17 protein-coding genes and 1 riboswitch are annotated in these 17,678 nt (G+C 70.6%); of the genes, 15 read left to right on the forward strand and 2 right to left on the reverse strand.

The window, feature by feature from the left end:
* Positions 1-643 precede the first annotated feature (643 nt).
* The 4 genes from ACZ6Z4_RS28865 to ACZ6Z4_RS28880 all read left to right on the forward strand — a co-directional run bounded on the left by ACZ6Z4_RS28865 (position 644) and on the right by ACZ6Z4_RS28880 (position 5,705).
* The gene (locus ACZ6Z4_RS28865; protein ID WP_465570669.1) at positions 644-1,519 is read left to right on the forward strand and encodes a phosphotransferase family protein; all 876 of its coding nucleotides are present in this window, start codon (positions 644-646) and stop codon (positions 1,517-1,519) included.
* A gap of 15 nt (positions 1,520-1,534) precedes the next feature.
* On the forward strand, positions 1,535-1,918 hold the full coding sequence (locus tag ACZ6Z4_RS28870; protein ID WP_465570672.1) for a VOC family protein: 384 nt from the start codon (positions 1,535-1,537) through the stop codon (positions 1,916-1,918).
* A gap of 94 nt (positions 1,919-2,012) precedes the next feature.
* Positions 2,013-2,993: an NAD(P)-dependent alcohol dehydrogenase gene (locus ACZ6Z4_RS28875; RefSeq protein ID WP_465570675.1), complete on the forward strand. Its 981-nt coding sequence runs from the start codon at positions 2,013-2,015 to the stop codon at positions 2,991-2,993.
* A 57-nt stretch (positions 2,994-3,050) separates the two neighbouring features.
* A complete protein-coding gene (locus tag ACZ6Z4_RS28880) occupies positions 3,051-5,705 on the forward strand; it encodes an ATP-binding protein (RefSeq protein WP_465570678.1) in 2,655 nt (884 codons plus the stop codon).
* Here the strand turns inward: ACZ6Z4_RS28880 and ACZ6Z4_RS28885 are convergent.
* Positions 5,662-6,894 carry an RNA polymerase sigma factor gene (locus tag ACZ6Z4_RS28885; RefSeq protein ID WP_465570682.1) on the reverse strand — a complete coding sequence of 411 codons (1,233 nt, stop codon included), beginning with the start codon at positions 6,892-6,894 and terminating at the stop codon, positions 5,662-5,664. The two genes, ACZ6Z4_RS28880 and ACZ6Z4_RS28885, sit on opposite strands and share 44 nt — an antisense overlap.
* Positions 6,891-7,259 carry a YciI family protein gene (locus ACZ6Z4_RS28890; RefSeq protein ID WP_465570686.1) on the reverse strand — a complete coding sequence of 123 codons (369 nt, stop codon included), beginning with the start codon at positions 7,257-7,259 and terminating at the stop codon, positions 6,891-6,893. Before ACZ6Z4_RS28890 ends, ACZ6Z4_RS28885 begins: the two co-directional genes overlap by 4 nt.
* A gap of 208 nt (positions 7,260-7,467) precedes the next feature.
* On the opposite strand from ACZ6Z4_RS28890, the gene ACZ6Z4_RS28895 reads away from it, so the two are divergent.
* From ACZ6Z4_RS28895 to ACZ6Z4_RS28945, 11 genes are all read left to right on the forward strand, one after another.
* Positions 7,468-8,070, forward strand: coding sequence for a CDP-alcohol phosphatidyltransferase family protein (locus ACZ6Z4_RS28895; RefSeq protein WP_363675251.1), 603 nt, complete (start codon positions 7,468-7,470; stop codon positions 8,068-8,070).
* Positions 8,071-8,099: 29 nt separating this feature from the next.
* Positions 8,100-8,894 (forward strand): DUF881 domain-containing protein, encoded by a 795-nt coding sequence (locus ACZ6Z4_RS28900; RefSeq protein ID WP_465570691.1) that lies wholly within the window; start codon positions 8,100-8,102, stop codon positions 8,892-8,894.
* Positions 8,891-9,223, forward strand: a complete 333-nt coding sequence (locus ACZ6Z4_RS28905; protein ID WP_077016542.1) for a small basic family protein — start codon at positions 8,891-8,893, stop codon at positions 9,221-9,223. The genes ACZ6Z4_RS28900 and ACZ6Z4_RS28905 overlap by 4 nt, the downstream gene beginning before the upstream one ends.
* A 2-nt stretch (positions 9,224-9,225) precedes the next feature.
* The gene (locus ACZ6Z4_RS28910; protein ID WP_465570697.1) at positions 9,226-10,170 is read left to right on the forward strand and encodes a DUF881 domain-containing protein; all 945 of its coding nucleotides are present in this window, start codon (positions 9,226-9,228) and stop codon (positions 10,168-10,170) included.
* A gap of 24 nt (positions 10,171-10,194) precedes the next feature.
* Complete coding sequence (gene gcvH / locus ACZ6Z4_RS28915; RefSeq protein WP_363675245.1) at positions 10,195-10,578, forward strand: glycine cleavage system protein GcvH; 384 nt, start codon at positions 10,195-10,197, stop codon at positions 10,576-10,578.
* Positions 10,579-10,714: 136 nt separating this feature from the next.
* Positions 10,715-11,239 carry an FHA domain-containing protein gene (locus ACZ6Z4_RS28920; RefSeq protein WP_363675243.1) on the forward strand — a complete coding sequence of 175 codons (525 nt, stop codon included), beginning with the start codon at positions 10,715-10,717 and terminating at the stop codon, positions 11,237-11,239.
* Positions 11,240-11,270: 31 nt separating this feature from the next.
* Positions 11,271-11,906: a transcriptional regulator FtsR gene (gene ftsR, locus ACZ6Z4_RS28925; RefSeq protein ID WP_465570702.1), complete on the forward strand. Its 636-nt coding sequence runs from the start codon at positions 11,271-11,273 to the stop codon at positions 11,904-11,906.
* Positions 11,907-11,953: 47 nt separating this feature from the next.
* Positions 11,954-12,448 carry a bifunctional nuclease family protein gene (locus ACZ6Z4_RS28930; RefSeq protein WP_363675239.1) on the forward strand — a complete coding sequence of 165 codons (495 nt, stop codon included), beginning with the start codon at positions 11,954-11,956 and terminating at the stop codon, positions 12,446-12,448.
* Between the two features lie 213 nt (positions 12,449-12,661).
* Positions 12,662-13,279, forward strand: coding sequence for a MerR family transcriptional regulator (locus ACZ6Z4_RS28935; RefSeq protein WP_465570708.1), 618 nt, complete (start codon positions 12,662-12,664; stop codon positions 13,277-13,279).
* A 21-nt stretch (positions 13,280-13,300) separates the two neighbouring features.
* Positions 13,301-13,389, forward strand: a riboswitch (glycine riboswitch).
* Between the two features lie 76 nt (positions 13,390-13,465).
* Positions 13,466-16,333 (forward strand): aminomethyl-transferring glycine dehydrogenase, encoded by a 2,868-nt coding sequence (gcvP, locus tag ACZ6Z4_RS28940; protein WP_465570714.1) that lies wholly within the window; start codon positions 13,466-13,468, stop codon positions 16,331-16,333.
* Positions 16,330-17,631, forward strand: coding sequence for a serine hydrolase domain-containing protein (locus ACZ6Z4_RS28945; RefSeq protein ID WP_465570719.1), 1,302 nt, complete (start codon positions 16,330-16,332; stop codon positions 17,629-17,631). Before gcvP ends, ACZ6Z4_RS28945 begins: the two co-directional genes overlap by 4 nt.
* Positions 17,632-17,678: the final 47 nt, after the last annotated feature.

A 17,678-nucleotide genomic window follows, 5' to 3' on the forward strand; every position in this document is an offset into this window, starting at 1 on the left:
GGCATCTGCTGGCTGCTCACCGGCAGCGGCATCGGTTGGCGGCTCATCGGCATCTGCGGTTCGCGCGGCGGCATTTGCTGGCGGTTCAGCGGCGGCACATCGCGTGTCCGGCGAGGCATTCGCTGGCGGGGGCCCGGCAGCTTCAGGTACGGCGGCTGTCGACGCGACGGCGGCTTCAGCGGGCGCATCGCCAGCTGCAGAAGGCGCGTGAAGGTGTGGCGCGAGTTGCAGAGGGCGGGTGAGGGTGTGGTGCGGGCTGCGGAAAACGGGTGAGGGCGCGTCGCGAGCTGCGGGTGGGGGCGGAGCGCGCGGTGCAGGAGGCGCGGAAGTGTGCATCGCTGGCGGCCGAGGCGGGTGCAGGTGTCACGCGGGCTGCAGAGGGTGGGCGCGAGGTGCGGGTGGGCGCGTGAAGCCGGGGCGCGGGCTGCTGAGGGCGGGGCGCGCGGCGCAGGAGGCGTAAGAGCGCATCGCGGGCTGCAGAGGGCGGGTGGGAATGTGGCGCGGGTGGGGGTATGGCGCGGTTGCAGCAGGAGCGCGAAGTCGCATCGCCAGCTGCAGAAGGCGCGTAACCGCGCGCATCGCCAGCTGCAGCAAGACCCGTAAATCAGTTGGCCCAGTCGCTCGGGCAGTGTTGGCTGAGCTGATGATCGAGCCGGGGACGATGGCCTGGGTACAGCAGCAGTTGCCGGGCGGGGAGCAGGTGACCGGTGTTGAGGTGCTGCATGGTGGGCTGACCGCCGCGATGCGGCGGTTGTACGTCGAGCCGGGCCGCGATCTGGTGCTGCGGACCTACGTCGGCGCGGACTACGCGGTGGAGGCTCTAGAACGCGAGAGCGCCGCGCTGAGGCTGCTGGTCGGGAGCGGCGTGACGGCGCCGGAGTTGGTTGCGGTCGATGCCAAGGAGCACATGTCGCTGCTGATGACACACCTGCCGGGAAGACCCGTGTACGTCGACGCCGGGCTGGAGGGTCGGCTGCTCTTGCTGGCTGAGCAGTTGGTGCGGATTCATCAGACGCAGCTCGCTGAGCGGTTGCCGGAGTTCAAGACGTGGACGACCGCGGAGACGGTGGTGGTCCCGGAGGACGGTGATGCAGACGTCTGGCGGCGGGCGATCGACGTGATCCGCGCACCCAAACCCGCGTACGACGGGTGCTTCCTGCACCGCGACTTCCACCCCGGGAACGTGCTCTTCGACGACGACGCCGAGATCACCGGCGTCGTCGACTGGGCCGGCGCCTGCTGGGGCCCGGCGGATCTCGATGTCGCGCACTGCTGCACGAATCTCGCCTTGCTGCACGGACCGGAGTGGGCGCCGCGCTTCGTGGCGGCGTACGAGAAGGCCGGCGGTGTGCTGGCGGATGAGGACAACCACAGATACTGGCTGATCCGCGACGCGTTGTCGTTCTCGGAGGATCTCGGGCCGGTGGCGCAGGTCTGGCGGCAGATGGGGCGCGCGGAGCTGACGACGCTGGTCGCGGCGGAGCGGCTCGACACCTACCTCACGATGCTCGTGAGCTGACTACGATCACCAGGTATGCACAAGAGTCGCGTCTCCACCTTGCTGATCGACGTTCCGGCCGACCAGGCGCCGCGGGCCGCTGAGTTCTGGAGTGCCGCGCTCGGCGTCACCACGAGCAGCCCGCCCGGCGAGCCGCAGTACATCAGTCTCCACAAGGCCGTGCCGAACCTCGTGACCGCTGTCCAAGCGATAGAAGAGGGCGAGCCCCGCTACCACCTCGACATCGAGACCGACGACGTTGCCGCCGAGACCGCGCGGCTCACCGAGCTCGGCGCGCGACAGGTCGGGAGCTGGCAGGGCTGCAACACGATGCAGGTCCCCGGCGGCCAGCTGCTCTGCGTCATCCCGGTGCACTCCGACCCCGAGGAGTTCGCGGCCAACGCGACACCCTGGCCCTGACAGAGGGTCGGCTCGGGGTTTCTCCCCGATGCGCGGGCGCCCCACGCGTCCCTAAGGTCGATGTGCGGCCTGGGGGCTCGAGGTGGGGGTTCGGATGAAAGCCATTGTTCAGGACCGGTACGGCGCACCCGACGTGCTCGCGGTCCGCGAGATCGACCAGCCGGAGCCGGGCGCGAGCGACGTCCTGGTCAAGGTCCGGGCCGCCGCCGTCAACGCGCGCGACTGGCACCTGATGCGCGGTGACCCGTACGTCGCCCGCCTGATGGACAAGAAGACCTTCGGCCGCCACGGCCCCAACCAGCCGGTCCGCGGCACCGACTTCGCCGGTGTCGTCGAGGCGGTCGGGCGGGGCGTGACGACGTTCAAGCCCGGCGACGCCGTCTTCGGCGAGGCGCAGGCCGCGTTCGCGGAGTACGTGTGCGCGCCGCAGACCGTCGTCGCGCACATGCCGTCCGCGCTCAGCTTCGCGCAGGCGGCCGCGTTCCCGCTCGCGGCCAACACCGCGCTGATGGGGCTGCGTGACCTGGAGGCCGGTCAGCACCTGCTCGTGAACGGCGCGTCCGGCGGGGTCGGCACGTTTGCCGTCCAGATCGCGAAGGCGTACGGCGTGGAGGTGTCGGCGGTCTGCAGCACGCGCAACGTCGAGCTGCTCCGCGAGCTCGGCGCCGATCACGTCATCGACTACACGACCGACGACTTCACTCGCGGCCAGACCCGGTACGACGTACTGCTGGATCTCGTCGGCAACCGCAAGCTGCGCGAGCTGCGGCAGGCGTTGAAACCGCACGGCCGGCTCGTGCTCTCCGGCGGCGGAGTCTCCAAGGGCGGGAGCCTGATCGGCCCAGTGGGCCTGATCGTCCGGGGCAAGCTCGCCGAGAAGTTCGTGAAGCGCCACAGCATCTCGGTGCTCGACGCCGTCCCGCGCGCGGACAACCTGCGCACGCTCGCTGACCTGGCCGAGACCGGCAAGGTGGTGGCGGCGATCGATCGCGAGTACCCGTTCGACCAGGCTGCCGAGGCGATCCGTTACTTGGAGGTCGAGCACGCACAAGCGAAAGTAGTCCTCCTGCTCTGACCTCAAGCAGCGAGATATCCCGTGCCGGCCCGCTGTCGCGCGCATAGAGTGGCCCGGGTGAACGAGCTGCCCGATCCCGACGGCGTCACGGATCTCGACCAGTTGGTCGAGCAGCTGCGGGCGCTGAAGGTCTGGGGCGGCAACCCGTCGTACGACGTGATCGCGCGCCGGATCGCCGAGCGCAGCGGGCAGCCCGCGCGGAAGTCGACGGTGGCCGACTGTTTCCGGCTCGGCCGGCGGCGGATCGACGCCGAGCTGCTGCTGGAGATCGTGCAGGCGCTGCACCCGGACGCCGGCTACGTCGCGCGCTGGCAGCATGCGCTGCGCGTGGTGGCCGGGGAGACCGCGGCGTCGGCGCACGTGAGTGTCGACCAGGTGCTGCCGGAGGACCTGGTCGGCTTCACCGGGCGCACTGCCGAGCTGGACCGGCTGCGCGACCTACTGGTCACCAGTCAGACCGAGGGCAACGCAGTGGTCATCTCTGCCATCGAGGGGATGGCAGGAGTCGGCAAGACCCGGTTCGCTGTCCACGCCGGGCACCTGCTGGCGGAGGACGAGCCGTTCGAGCGCGTGCTGTTCGTGAACCTGCGCGGGTTCTTCCTGGATCCCCAGCAGCCTCCGGCCGACCCGGCCGCCGTGCTGGACGGCTTCCTGCGCCGGCTCGGCGTACCGGCCGGCAAGATCCCGCACGGCCTGGCAGCTCGTACGGCGCTTTACCGGGAACGCCTCACCGGCACCCGGACTCTCGTCGTCCTGGACAACGCGGCCACCGAGGAGCAGGTCCGCCCGCTGCTGCCGCAGACCCCCGGCTGCCTGACCATGATCACCAGCCGCCGCAGTCTGAGCACGCTGCCCGGGACGACCCGTTTCGAGATCGACGTGTTCAGCCGCGACGAAGCGGTCGGCTACCTGACCCGCCACCTCCCCGCCATGCCGGTCGGTGAGGACCCGGCGGCCGCCGAGCGCATCGCCCACCGCTGCGGCTTCCTGCCGCTGGCACTCAGCCTGGTCACCGCCCACATCGGTACGACGACCGGCTGGACTCTCACCGACCACGCCGACCGCCTCGACGAGCGTCACCGCAGCCACCGCATCGACGACGCGGTGGAGGTGGCGCTCGACCTGTCGTACGAGCACCTGCCGGCTGAGCACCGCCGGATGCTCAGACTGCTCGCGCTGCACCCCGGCCAGGGCTTCGACGCGTACGCCGCCGCGGCACTGACCGACAGCGACCTGCTGACGGCCGAGCAGGTGCTGGACGACCTGCAGCGCGACAACCTGCTGATCCGAACCGCCTCCGACCGCTACGCGTTCCACGACCTGGTCCGCGTGTACGGCGCCGCGAAGGCTGCGGACGAGGAGCGCCGGACCGATCGCCAGGCGGCGCTGACCCGCCTGTTCGACCTTTACCTCGGCACCGCCGCCCAGTCCATGGACGTCCTGCACCCGTCGCAGGCAGCGCACCGGCCGCGGGTGTCCACTCCGTCCACCCCGACACCGGTCTTCACCGCGTCCGAGCAGGCCCTGGCCTGGCTGGAGACCGAGCACTCGAACCTGGTGGCCACCGCCGTACACGCGGCCGAGCACGACTGGCCGGAGCACGCGTCGCTGCTCGCCAGGACACTGAGTCGGTACCTGGTCACCAACCTGGGCACCGGCGCCGTGACGATCCTGCAGCACGCCTACCGGGCGGCCCGCGCCAGGAACGACGCGGAGAGCGAGGCCTACGCGGCGCTGAACCTGGGCACCTTCCACTCCCAGCTGACCAAGTCCGCCGAGGCGCTGGCGTGGCTCGAGCTGGCGCTGCGCTCCTTCGCGGCGATGGACGACCCGGTCGGTACGGCGTCCGCGCTGAACCACATGGGCAACTACTACACCCAGACCAACGACTGGGAGCGCAGCGCCGACCATTTCCGGCGCGGGCTGGCCGAGTTCGAGCGGATCGGCGACCTGGACGGCCAGGCGCTGATCCTGTCCAACCTCGCCAACGTCCACAAACGCACCGCGCACTACCCCGAGGCGCTCGAGACCCTGCACGCCGCGCTCTCCCTGTACGAGCAGCTCGGCAACCTCGACGGCCAGGCGGCGGTGTTGACCAACCTCGCGGTCGTCTACGAGTTCGTCGGCGACCTGGAGCGGTCCGCCCGGTACGCCGGCCGCGCGCCGGACCTGTTCCGGCAGATCGGCCACCGGCTGGGCGAGGCCCGCGCCGAGCTCGCCGTCGGCGTGGTCACGATGCGGCTCGGCGACCACGACGCCGCCCGGGCGCAGTTCAAGGCCGGCCTGCTGCTCTACCGCGAGCTCGGTAGCCGGGGCGGTGAGGGCGGCGCGCTGGACGCCCTCGGCGAACTCGAGATCTGGGCCGGCCGGCCCGAGCAGGCGATCGAGTACTTCGAGCAGTCGCTGCCGATCTTCCGGCGGATCGGGGCGCGCGACGCCGAAGCGGCGTCGCTGAGCGGTCTGGGCGAGGCCGCGCACGAGCAGGGCCGGTACGCCGACGCGATCACGCTCTTCACCGACGCGCTCGCCGTCGCCGGCGCGGTCTCGTCGGGCGGGCAGCAGGCGCGGGCGCTGGTCGGGCTCGGCCATGCCCACCGCGCGCTGGGCGACCCCGACGGCCGCGCGGCCAAGTACAGCGAGCAGGCCGCGGCCATCTACCAGGAGCTGGCTATGGCGCCGATCCCTTCACCAGCTGAGCGGCCCGCGCGCTGAGGTACTGCTGCTCCGGGCGCGACTGGGTCTGCCGGGCCGCCTCCTCGTACGCCGTCCGCGCGGCGTCGAGATCACCCGCCAGTTCGAGCAGGTGAGCCCGTACGGCGGTCGTCCGGTAGTGGCTCGCCAGCGCCGGGTCCTCGGTTGCGCGATCGAGGCGGTCGAGACCGGTCCGCGGGCCGTGCACCATCGCGACCGCGACGATGCGGTTCAGCGTGACGATCGGGCCGGGGGAGAGCGTCTCGAGCAGCTCGTAGAGGACGAGGATCTGGCGCCAGTCGGTGGCATCGGCGTCCAGGCTCTCGGCGTGCACCGCGGCGATCGCGGCCTGCAGCTGGTACGGGCCGACGGGCGCGGTGCTGAGCGTCGTACTGATCAGATCGGTGCCTTCGGCAATGAAGTCGCGGTGCCAGCGGGTGCGGTCCTGCTCGGGGAGCGGGATCAGGGCGCCGGTCTCCGAGGTGCGCGCGGGGCGGCGGGCGTCGGTGAGCAGCATCAGCGCGAGCAGACCGCTCACCTCGCCCTCGGCCGGGAGCTGCGCGTGCAGCTGGCGGGTCAGACGGATCGCCTCGGTGCTCAGCTCGACGCGGTGCAGGGTCTCGCCGGAGCTGGCGGTGTAGCCCTCGTTGAAGATCAGGTAGAGCACGTGCAGTACGGCGGCCAGGCGCTCGCCGAGCTCCTCGGCGGCAGGCATCTGGAAGGTGGCACCGCCGGACTTGATGGTCGCCTTCGCGCGGCTGATCCGCTGGCCGATGGTTGCCTCGGGCACCAGGAAGGCCCGGGCGATCTCGGTCGTCGTCAGCCCGCCGACCGCGCGCAGGGTGAGCGCGATCTGCGACGGGGGAGTGAGCGCGGGGTGGCAGCAGAGGAAGAGCAGCGTGAGCGAGTCGTCGGTCTCGGGGGCCGAAACCTCCGGAGCGTCGAGCGAAGCCACCGCGTCCTCACGCTTGCGCCGGGCGTTCTCGCTGCGCAGCAGCTCGATCCGGCGCCGGGACGCGACGGTGATCAGCCAGTTCAGCGGCTGATCGGGTACGCCGTCGCGCGGCCACTGCTGAGCAGCAGCCAGCAGCGCCTCCTGGGCGGCGTCCTCGCACAGGTCGAACCCGCCGTAGCGCCGGACGAGCGGCCCGACGATCCGCGGGGCCAACTCCCGAAGCAGGCCCTCGAGATCCGGCGTACCAGCGCTCACTGCAGCGCGCTCAGGTCCCGGACCGGGCGGATCTCGACGATGCTGTGCTCGGCCTCGGGAATCCGCGCCACGATCTCGGTCGCCCGCTCGAACGACTCGCAGTCGACCAGGTAGAAGCCCGCCAGCTGCTCCTTGATCTCCGCGAACGGCCCGTCGGTGGTGACCGCGCGACCCTCCCGCACGCGCACCTGCTTGGTCAGCCCCGGATCGTCGAGCGACTCGCTGGCCAGCAGCTCACCGCGAGCGGTCAGCGCCTCCTCGAGCTCGCCGTACCCGGCCATCGACTCCCGCCGCTGCTCCTCCGACAGCTGGTTCCACAACTCACGGCCTTCGGGGTTTCCGTAGATCAGGATCAGGAACTTCATCACCCCAGAGTAGGAGCCGAAGCAGTCACCCTCCGGTCTCGATCAGGTCACCGGTCGGTGACGCGCGTAGCCGAACCGGTTCGGCCGCGTTCCACAGTCAGGGGCATCTCAGGGCTTCCCCGGTGTGGCCCGAGCGAAACCTGGTCGCCTGCCCCAGTAGAGTTACCGGCGGAAGTGGTGGGCTGACAGGACAAAGGGGGAGGGTCGCGTGCCGGACGTGGAGGTCTCCGACCGGGTACTGACGATCCCGAACGCACTGAGCTTCGTGCGGTTGCTCGGGGTGCCGTTGTTCCTGTGGCTGATCCTCGGGCCGGAAGAGGACGGCTGGGCGCTGCTGGTGCTCGCGATCTCCGGCTTCACCGACTGGGCCGACGGCCAGATCGCCCGCCGGATGAACCAGACCACCCGGCTCGGCCAGATGCTCGACCCGGTCGCCGACCGGCTCTACATCTTCGCCACCGTGCTCGGCTTGGCGCTGCGCGACATCATCCCGTGGTGGCTGGCGATCGCGCTGCCACTGCGCGACTTGCTGCTGACCTTCACGCTGCCGGCCCTGCACCGCCGCGGCTTCAACGCGCTGCCGGTGCACTTCCTCGGCAAGTCGGCGACCTTCTGCCTGCTCTACGCCTTCCCGCTGCTGCTGCTCGGTGACGGCGACAGCACGCTCAACCTGCTGGCCCGCGTCTTCGGCTGGGCGTTCGCGATCTGGGGCACGGCGCTGTACTACTGGGCCGGCGCCCTGTACTTCGTCCAGCTGCGGCACCTGGTCCAGACCGTCAAACCGATCAGCGGGCAGCCGGGGAGATCGTGACTCAGCAAGCTCCGCCCGGGCAGCGGCGCGTGGACGCGTCCATGTCGCTGCTGAACAACCTGATGGCGCACCCGCTCGACGAGGGGTACGCGATCAGCGCACGGGCGCGTCCGCTGTCCGGCGGGCCGAAGAAGGCCCGGCACCGGATCATGCTCGTGGTCGCGTTCGTCGTCCTGGGTTTCCTGCTGGCGATCGCCGCCTCGCAGAACTACCGCAGCGCCCCGGCCGCCGAGAAGCAGCGCAACGAGCTGGTCGAGCGCGTCGAGCAGGCCGACACCCGGCTGAACGACCTGCGCAACCGGCAGACCGCGCTGGCCGGTGAGGTCCGCGGGCTGCAGGCCGGCGCGCTGAGCGAGGCCGACGCCGCGCTGCAGAAGAAGGTCGACGACCTGGAGCTGCAGGTCGGCTCGGTCGCCGTCACCGGGCCCGGCCTCAAGGTCGTGGTCGACGACGCCAAGAACGCCGACGACAAGGAGGGCCGGCTGCTCGACGTCGACCTCCAGCAGCTGGTCAACGGGCTGTGGACCGCGGGCGCCGAGGCGATCGCGGTGAACGGCCACCGGCTGACCAGCCTGACCGCGATCCGCGGCGCCGGCAGCGCGATCACGGTCGACTACAGCTCGCTCAACCCGCCGTACACGGTGCTCGCGATCGGCGACACCAACACGCTGCCGGCCCGGTTCGCGCAGAGCTCGGGCGGCCAGTGGGTGCAGTACCTGGTGAGCAACTTCGATGTCCGGATGACGACCACGACGGAGGACTCCTTGCTGGTGCCAGCCGATGCCACCATCGCGCTGCGGTACGCGAAGGTGGGACCGAAATGATCGCCGTGCTCGGCCTGGTGATCGGCGTCGTGATCGGCCTGCTGGTCGCGCCCGACGTGCCCGACTGGGCCCAGCCGTACCTGCCGATCGCCGTCGTCGCCGCGCTGGACGCGGTCTTCGGCGCGCTCCGCGCGTTCCTGGACGGGATCTTCGACGACAAGGTGTTCGTCGTCTCGTTCGTGTCGAACGTGCTGATCGCGGCCCTGATCGTCTACCTCGGTGACCAGCTCGGCGTCGGCTCGCAGCTGTCCACCGGCGTCGTGGTCGTGCTCGGCATCCGGATCTTCACCAACATGGCCGCGATCCGCCGGCACGTCTTCCGGGCCTGACGATGAGCGACGACCAGCGACCGCCCGAGAGCACGCCGCCGCCCGACGGCCCGGCCAAGCCGGCCAGTGGCCGCGAGGCGCACCACCGCGCCGAGCACCGCCGGACCGCCGAGTCGCGGCGCGGCGCGGAGCCGGAGCCGGCCCGGGAGACGCCGCCGGCCGAGCCGGCGCACCCGGTTGCCCCGACGCCGATGCCGCAGCCGCGGGTCAAGGGCCCGAACCTGGCGCTGCGCCGGTTGAAGGCCGGCTTCAAGCCGTCCCGCGGTCAGGCGATCGTGGCCGTCGTCCTGGCGCTGGTGGCCTGTACGGCGGTCGTCCAGGTCCGCGTCAACCGCGCCGACGACGGCTACCAGAACGCCCGCCGCGAGGACCTGATCGCGATCCTCGACGGCCTCAACCAGAACAACCGCCGGCTGGAGAGCGAGATCACCGAGCTGGAGGAGCGCAAGAACACGCTGTCCTCCAGTGCCGACAAGGCCCAGACCGCGCGCGAGCAGGCCGAGCAGCAGGTCCGCACGCTCAGCATCCTGGCCGGGACGCTGCCCGCACAGGGGCCTGGTGTCCGGATCACGCTGAACGACCCCGACGGCAAAATGACGTCCGGCAACCTGCTGGACGCGATCGAGGAACTGCGCGACGCCGGTGCCGAGGCGATCCAGATCAACGGCCAGGTCCGGGTGGTGGCCAGCACCGACCTGACCGACGACGCGCCCGGTGTCCGGGTGGACGGCGAGAAGCTGGTTTCGCCGTACGTGATCGAGGCGATCGGCGAGTCCCACAACCTGGCCGAGGCGGCCAACTTCCCCGGCGGCCTGGTCAGCGAGGTGACCGGTCCGCAGATCGGTGGCACCGCCGAGGTGACCGAGCTGCGGCAGCTGACCGTCAGCGCCTTGCACGCGCCGGAGGAGCATCGCTACGCTCGCCCGGCCCCCAGCCCGACCAAGTAGATCCTGAGCGAAAGAGGACCCGAGGTGTACCCCGAAGACCTGAAGTACACGGCCGAGCACGAGTGGGTGAAGGCCGGCGAGGAAGGCCCGGTGCGGGTCGGTATCACCGACTTCGCCCAGGACGCGCTCGGTGACATCGTCTACGTCCAGCTGCCCGAGGTCGGGGCCGTCGTACGGGCCGGTGACGCCTGCGGCGAGCTGGAGTCGACCAAGTCCGTCAGCGACCTGTTCGCCCCGGTCAACGGCACCGTCACCGCCGTCAACGAGGCGCTGGCCGACCAGCCCGACCTGGTCAACACCGACCCGTACGGCGAGGGCTGGCTGCTCGACATCCGCGTCGACGACGACGAGGAGGTGGCGGCCCTGATGGACGCCGACACCTACAAGGGCCAGCTCGACCCGTCCTGACGCACCAGGACTGATAGGTTTGCGGCCTCAACCGCCGGTCGAGGGTTGAGGGCGCAGTCCACACTTGCACCACGACAGTCATCACGGGGATCTACGACAACGTCGCCGGACCGCCGGCGATCGGGAGGATCACAGCATGCCGTTCTGCAACCAGTGCGGGCACGAGAACTCCGAGGGCAGCAGGTTCTGCTCGCAGTGCGGAACGATGCTCCCTGGCGCGGACCGTCCGGTGCCCGCCCCCGGCGTCACCGACACCGCGATGCTGACCCCGATCAGCGCCGAGCCCGACACCGAGCGGATCGAGCTGGCCGGTGAGGGACTGACCGCCGAGGACGAGGCCGCCGTCGGCGCGCTCCCGGCCGGGTCGGCGCTGCTGATCGTCCAGCGCGGCCCGAACGCGGGCAGCCGGTTCCTGCTCGACGTCGACGTGGTCACCGCCGGCCGGCACCCCGACAGCGACATCTTCCTCGACGACGTCACCGTCTCGCGCCGGCACGCGGAGTTCCGCCGCGACCCGGCCGGGGTCAAGGTCCGCGACGTCGGCAGCCTGAACGGCACCTACGTGAACCGCGACCGGATCGACGAGGTCGCGCTGAACAACGGTGACGAGGTCCAGATCGGCAAGTACCGGCTCGTCTACTACGCCAGTGGCCAGGCCTGAGGCTGACGCCGGAGGAAGCAGCATCGGAGCGGTGCTGCAGGTCCTGCAGGCCGAGTTCGCCGACGTCACCATCTCCAAGCTCCGCTTCCTCGAGGCCGAGGGACTGGTGACGCCGGCCCGGACCGCGTCCGGGTACCGCAAGTTCAGCGCGGCCGACATCGAGCGGCTGCGCTACGTCCTGACCGCGCAGCGCGACCAGTACCTGCCGCTGAAGGTGATCAAGGAACACCTCGGCGCCATGGACCGCGGGCTGCGGCCGACACCCGGTGGTCGTCCGGCGGCACCTGCGGCGGTCGAGCCTGCGGGTCTGCCGGTGGCGGAGGACTTCGGTGCCGACCGCACCGAGTTGAAGCTGACGCGTGAGGAGCTGCGCGTCGCGGCCGGGATCTCGGCTGAGTTGCTGGAGCAGTTGGAGAGCCACCAGCTGGTGGTGGCTCGCGGCAACCACTACGACGGCGACGCGATCCTGGTCGCGAAGGCGGCCGCCGAGTTCGGCCGGTACGGCGTGGAGCCGCGGCACCTGCGCCCGTTCCGGACGGCGGCCGACCGCGAGGTCGGGCTCATCGAACAGGTCGCCGGGCCTCGCCGGGACGACAAGACGCAGGAGCTGGCTGCGCTCGCCGTACGGTTGCACGCCGCACTCGTCAGGTCGCGGCTCAGCCGTTGACCGTACGTCGGCCAGCTTGTGTCGGCGTCGCGGAGTAGGCTGAGGGTGTGCGCGAAGTCGACGTAATCGGAGTCCGGGTCGAGATGCCCTCGAGTCAGCCGATCGTGCTGCTCCGGGAGGTCGGCGGTGAGCGGTACCTGCCGATCTGGATCGGTGCGGCCGAGGCCAGCGCGATCGCGTTCGCGCAGCAGGGGATGGAGCCGCCGCGGCCGCTCACCCACGACATCTTCGCCGAGGTGATCCGTGTCCTGGGTCACACCCTGACCCAGGTCCGGATCGTGAACCTGACCGACGGGGTGTTCGAGGCGATCCTGGTCTTCGACGACAAGACCGAGATCTCCGCCCGCCCGTCGGACTCGATCGCGCTCGCGCTGCGCACCGGCACGCCGGTGTTCTGCAGCGAGGAGATCCTCGCCGAGGCCGGCGTACCGGTCCCGGAGAGTGAGAACGACGAGGCCGACGAGGTGGAGGAGGAAGAGGAAGTGGAGCGCTTCCGCGAGTTCCTCGACCAGGTCTCCCCGGAGGACTTCGACAAGTCCTGAGGCCGCGCTCGAGCCTTCACCGGGACCCGCAAATTTGGTGTCTCTGGTACAAGGCCGGGTTGGTAACAATTCGGCCCGGAGTCGCGACACGCTTTCGGCTCGGAGCGGTTGTCGTTGACCGGGTCAAGTCGGCGGCTTACCTTGAAGGAGTTGTGAGGAGTTGTAACTCCACGGATGTAGTCCGTTCCAGTCGGTACCCAGGGAGGCTCAGGCGTGACACGCACCGGCGACACTGATCTGACGGCGCAGCAGGCGTCCGAAGCACGCGCCGACGCGGCCGCCGCAGCGGGGGTGCAAGGCCTGCTCTTCGACGACGACCTGCGCCCGATGCCGGAGGATGTCGGCTTCCGTGGCCCGACCGCCTGCGCCGCCGCGGGGATCACGTACCGTCAGCTCGACTACTGGGCCCGTACCGGCCTGGTCTCGCCGTCGGTCCGCCCGGCCACCGGCTCCGGCACCCAGCGGTTGTACGGCTTCCGCGACGTGCTGCTGCTCAAGGTGATCAAGCGCCTGCTCGACGCCGGCATCTCGCTGCAGCAGATCCGCACCGCGATCGCCCACCTGAGCAAGCGCGGCATCGACGACCTGACCCAGATCACGCTGATGAGCGACGGCGCCTCGGTCTACATGTGCACCTCGCCGGACGAGGTGATCGACCTGCTGGCCGGCGGCCAGGGGGTCTTCGGGATCGCGCTCGGTGGCGTCTGGCGGGAGGTCGAGGGCTCGTTGTCGGAGCTGCCGACCGAGCGCGCCGACGGCCACGACGAGGAGTCCGGCCCGCACGCGAACGACGAGCTCGCTGCCCGTCGCCGCGCCCGGATGACCGGCTGAGGTACGCTGCTCTCTAGCTGTTCACCGCACTCGGGAGAGACCCGTACGACGGGCGCCGAAGGGGCAATTCCTCCCCGGAACCTCTCAGGCCCATGGACCGGGTGCGTCAGGCGACTCTGAAGCGTGCTGCCGTGCGTGACAGAGGGGGAGGCCACCGGAAGCGACAGCCAGCAACGGAGCCTCTTGATGACTGAAATCTCAGCAACCTTCGCCGACCGCCACATCGGTCCGCGGGCCGACGAGGTGGCCCGGATGGTGCAGACCCTCGGCTACGCCGACGTCGACGCGCTGGTCGACGCCGCGGTCCCGGCCTCGATCCGCTCGGCCGAGCCGCTCCGGCTGCCCGAGCCGGCCTCCGAGGTCGACGCGCTGACCGAGCTCCGCCGGCTGGCCGGCCGCAACAACGTCGCCACCTCGATGATCGGCCAGGGCTACTACGGAACCTTCACCCCGTCGGTGATCGTCCGCCGCCTGGTCGAGAACCCGGCCTGGTACACGGCGTACACGCCGTACCAGCCGGAGATCTCGCAGGGCCGGCTGGAGGCGCTGCTGAACTTCCAGACCGTCGTGTCGGACCTGACCGGCCTGCCGACCGCGAACGCGTCGCTGCTCGACGAGGGCACCGCGGCCGCCGAGGCGATGACGCTGGCGCACCGGTCGAACCGGCGGTCGTCGGCTGGAGGGGCCAAGAGCAACCGCTTCCTGGTCGACGCCGACTGCTTCGCGCAGACGATCGCGGTGGTCGAGACCCGCGCCGAGGCGCTCGGCATCGAGGTCGTCGTCGCCGACACCACTCGCGGTCTGCCCGAGGGTGACTTCTTCGGTTTCCTGGTCCAGTACCCGGGCTCCGGCGGCGTCGTCCGCGACCTGAAGCCGCTGGTCACGGCGGCGCACGAGCGCGAGACGCTGGTTGCCGTCGCCTCCGACCTGCTCGCGCTGACGTTGCTGGAGGCACCGGGTGAGGCCGGCGCCGACATCGTCGTCGGGTCCTCGCAGCGCTTCGGAGTCCCCTTGTTCTACGGCGGTCCGCACGCCGGCTTCATGTCGGTCCGGGCCGGTCTCGAGCGGTCGTTGCCCGGTCGCCTCGTCGGCGTCTCGGTCGATGCCGACGGCGCGCCGGCGTACCGGCTGGCCCTGCAGACCCGTGAGCAGCACATCCGTCGCGAGAAGGCGACGTCCAACATCTGTACGGCTCAGGTCCTGCTCGCCGTCGTCGCGTCCATGTACGCCGTCTACCACGGCCCGGACGGACTGAAGGCGATCGCCGAGCGCGTGCACGCGAACGCCGACAGCCTGGCCGCCTCGCTGCGCGCCGGTGGCGTCGAGGTCGTGCACGAGCAGTTCTTCGACACCGTCCTGGCCCGCGTCCCCGGTCGCGCCGCCGACGTCGTCGACACCGCCCGGCAGAACGGGATCTGGCTGCGCCTGGTCGACGCCGACCACGTCGGGATCTCCTGCGACGAGAAGACCGACGCCGCCGCGCTCGGCCGGGTCTGCCGCTCGTTCGGCGTCCGGTACGACGCCGCGCTCGGCGGCGGGAACCTGTCCGAGGCCGTGGCCCGGACGTCGGACTACCTGACCCACCCGGTCTTCAACACGCACCGGTCCGAGACCGCGATGCTGCGCTACCTGCGCAAGCTGTCGGACTACGACTACGCGCTCGACCGCGGCATGATTCCGCTCGGCTCCTGCACGATGAAGCTGAACGCGACCACCGAGATGGAAGCGGTCACCTGGCCCGAGTTCGCCGACCTGCACCCGTTCGCGCCGATCGAGGACGCCGCCGGGTACGTGACGCTGATCGGTCAGCTGGAGCGCTGGCTGGCCGAGGTCACCGGGTACGCCAAGGTCTCGATCCAGCCGAACGCCGGCTCGCAGGGCGAGCTGGCCGGCCTGCTGGCGATCCGCGGGTACCACCGGGCCCAGAAGGAATCGAATCAGCGCAACGAGGACCGCAACGTCTGCCTCATCCCGTCCAGCGCGCACGGCACCAACGCCGCCTCCGCGGTGATGGCCGGGATGAAGGTCGTGGTTGTCAAGGGCAACGACGACGGCACCATCGACCTGGACGACCTGCGCAGCAAGGCTTCTGAGCACGCCGACAAGCTGGCCGCGATCATGATCACCTACCCGTCCACGCACGGCGTGTACGAGGAGAGCGTCACCGAGGTCTGCCGGATCGTCCACGACAACGGCGGTCAGGTGTACGTCGACGGCGCGAACCTGAACGCCCTGCTCGGCCTGGCCAAGCCCGGCGAGTTCGGCGGCGACGTCTCGCACCTGAACCTGCACAAGACCTTCTGCATCCCGCACGGTGGTGGCGGCCCGGGCGTCGGTCCGGTCGCGGTCGCGGCGCACCTGGCGCCGTACCTGCCGAACCACCCGCTGCTCGACCAGGCCGGTCCGGAGTCCGGTGTCGGCCCGATCTCGGCGGCGCCGTTCGGCTCGGCCGGTGTGCTGGCGATCTCCTGGGCCTACATCAGGATGATGGGCGCCGAGGGCCTGACGTCGGCGACCAAGGCCGCGGTGCTGACCGCGAACTACGTCGCCAAGCGGCTCGAGAACGCGTTCCCGGTGCTCTACACCGGCGAGAACGGCCTGGTCGCGCACGAGTGCATCCTCGACCTGCGGCCGATGACCAAGGAGACCGGTGTCACCGTCGACGACGTCGCGAAGCGGCTGATCGACTACGGCTTCCACGCGCCGACGATGTCGTTCCCGGTGCCGGGCACGCTGATGGTCGAGCCGACCGAGTCCGAGGACCTGGGCGAGCTGGACCGCTTCATCGACGCGATGATCGCGATCAAGCACGAGGTCGACCGGGTCGCGGCCGGGGAGTGGCCGGCCGGCGACAACCCGCTGGTCAACGCGCCGCACACGGCGTCCGCGGTGATCAACGACAAGTGGGAGCACGCCTACACCCGCGAGGAGGCCGCCTTCCCGCAGTCGGTCGACCGGACCACGAAGTACTGGCCGCCGGTGCGCCGCATCGACGGCGCGTACGGCGACCGCAACCTGATCTGCTCCTGCCCTTCCCCGGAGGCCTTTGAGTGACCGTTCGCCCTGAGACCGCCGCCGCCCTGTACGCCGAGGTGGCGGCGGCCCAGAGTGAGTGGAAGCTGCCGTCGATCACCGCGGGTGTGGTGCGCGACGGGGCGCTGGTGTGGACCGGGTCGCGCGGGCAGTTCGCTGGGTCCGGTGGTGAGCTGCCCGGTCCGGAGCGGCAGTACCGGATCGGGTCGATCACCAAGACGCTGACCGCGATCCTGGTGCTGCAGTGCCGCGACGACGGGCTGCTCGCGCTGAACGATGCCGTGGGCAAGCATTTGCCGGGGATCGCGTTCGGCGACCGGACGCTGCGGCACCTGCTGTCGCACTCCGGCGGCATGAACGCCGAGCCCGAGGGCCCGTGGTGGGAGCGCAACCCGGGCGTCTCGTTCGAGGCGCTGGCCGCGGCGATGGACGAGTCGCAGGCTGCGGGTGGGCCGGATCAGCGGTACCACTACTCGAACCTCGGGTACGGGTTGCTCGGTGAGATCGTCGCGCGGCTGCGGGGCGAGTCGTGGTTCGACCTGGTGCGGGAGCGGATCCTGCTGCCGCTGGGGATGCGGCGGACGACGTACTTCCCGGAAGCTCCGGCGGCTGAAGGTTTCTCGGTGCACCCGTTCAGCGGGCGGCTGGCGCCGGAGCCGGCGTACGACGCGGGCGCGATGGCACCGGCCGGGCAGCTGTGGAGCACGATCGAGGACCTGGCGGCGTACGCGAACTTCTGGATCGACCCGGTGCCGGAGGTGCTGCGGCGGGAGAGCGTCGAGGAGATGGCGACGCCGGCGTCGGCCGATCCGCGCGAGGCGCTGAACGCGGCGTACGGGTTGGGGCTGCGCTTGCAGGCCGACGATCCTTATCTCTTTGCCGGTCACACGGGTTCGATGCCGGGGTTCGTCGCCGGACTGTTCGTCGATCGCGTACGGCGGATCGGCGCGGTCGCGCTGGCCAACGCGACGTACGGGAAGTGCTCGTCGGTGCCGCTCGACCTGATGCGGACGCTCGTGACGCACGAGCCGTGGCTGCCGCCAGAGTGGGTGCCGGAGCCGGAGTTGCCGCAGGGCGAGGAGCTGCTCGGCCACTGGTACTGGGGCAACACGCCCGTGACGATGTCGGTGAGTGGGTGCATCCTCCAACTGAGCGGCGCTCTCACCTGCCGGTTCTCGCCGCTCGGTCCTGATCTCTACCAGGGGCGCGACGGGTACTTCGCGGGGGAGAAACTGCGGGTCGTGCGCGGCGCTGACGGTGGCGTCGACGAGCTCAACATCGCTACCTTCGTCCTGACCCGCGCGCCGTACGGGCGGTGAATTGACATCACCTGCAGGAGAAGTAGGTTAGGGCTACCTAAGTAAGG

The organism is Kribbella sp. NPDC104740 (assembly GCF_055583505.1).

Coding starts and splice junctions, on each gene's coding strand:
- ACZ6Z4_RS28875 (WP_465570675.1), top strand. CDS start 2,013: ATGAAAGCCATTGTTCAGGACCGGTACGGCGCACCCGACGTGCTCGCG.
- ACZ6Z4_RS28865 (WP_465570669.1), top strand. CDS start 644: ATGATCGAGCCGGGGACGATGGCCTGGGTACAGCAGCAGTTGCCGGGC.
- ACZ6Z4_RS28920 (WP_363675243.1), top strand. CDS start 10,715: ATGCCGTTCTGCAACCAGTGCGGGCACGAGAACTCCGAGGGCAGCAGG.
- ACZ6Z4_RS28890 (WP_465570686.1), bottom strand. CDS start 7,259: ATGAAGTTCCTGATCCTGATCTACGGAAACCCCGAAGGCCGTGAGTTG.
- ACZ6Z4_RS28905 (WP_077016542.1), top strand. CDS start 8,891: ATGATCGCCGTGCTCGGCCTGGTGATCGGCGTCGTGATCGGCCTGCTG.
- ACZ6Z4_RS28910 (WP_465570697.1), top strand. CDS start 9,226: ATGAGCGACGACCAGCGACCGCCCGAGAGCACGCCGCCGCCCGACGGC.
- ACZ6Z4_RS28870 (WP_465570672.1), top strand. CDS start 1,535: ATGCACAAGAGTCGCGTCTCCACCTTGCTGATCGACGTTCCGGCCGAC.
- gcvP (WP_465570714.1), top strand. CDS start 13,466: ATGACTGAAATCTCAGCAACCTTCGCCGACCGCCACATCGGTCCGCGG.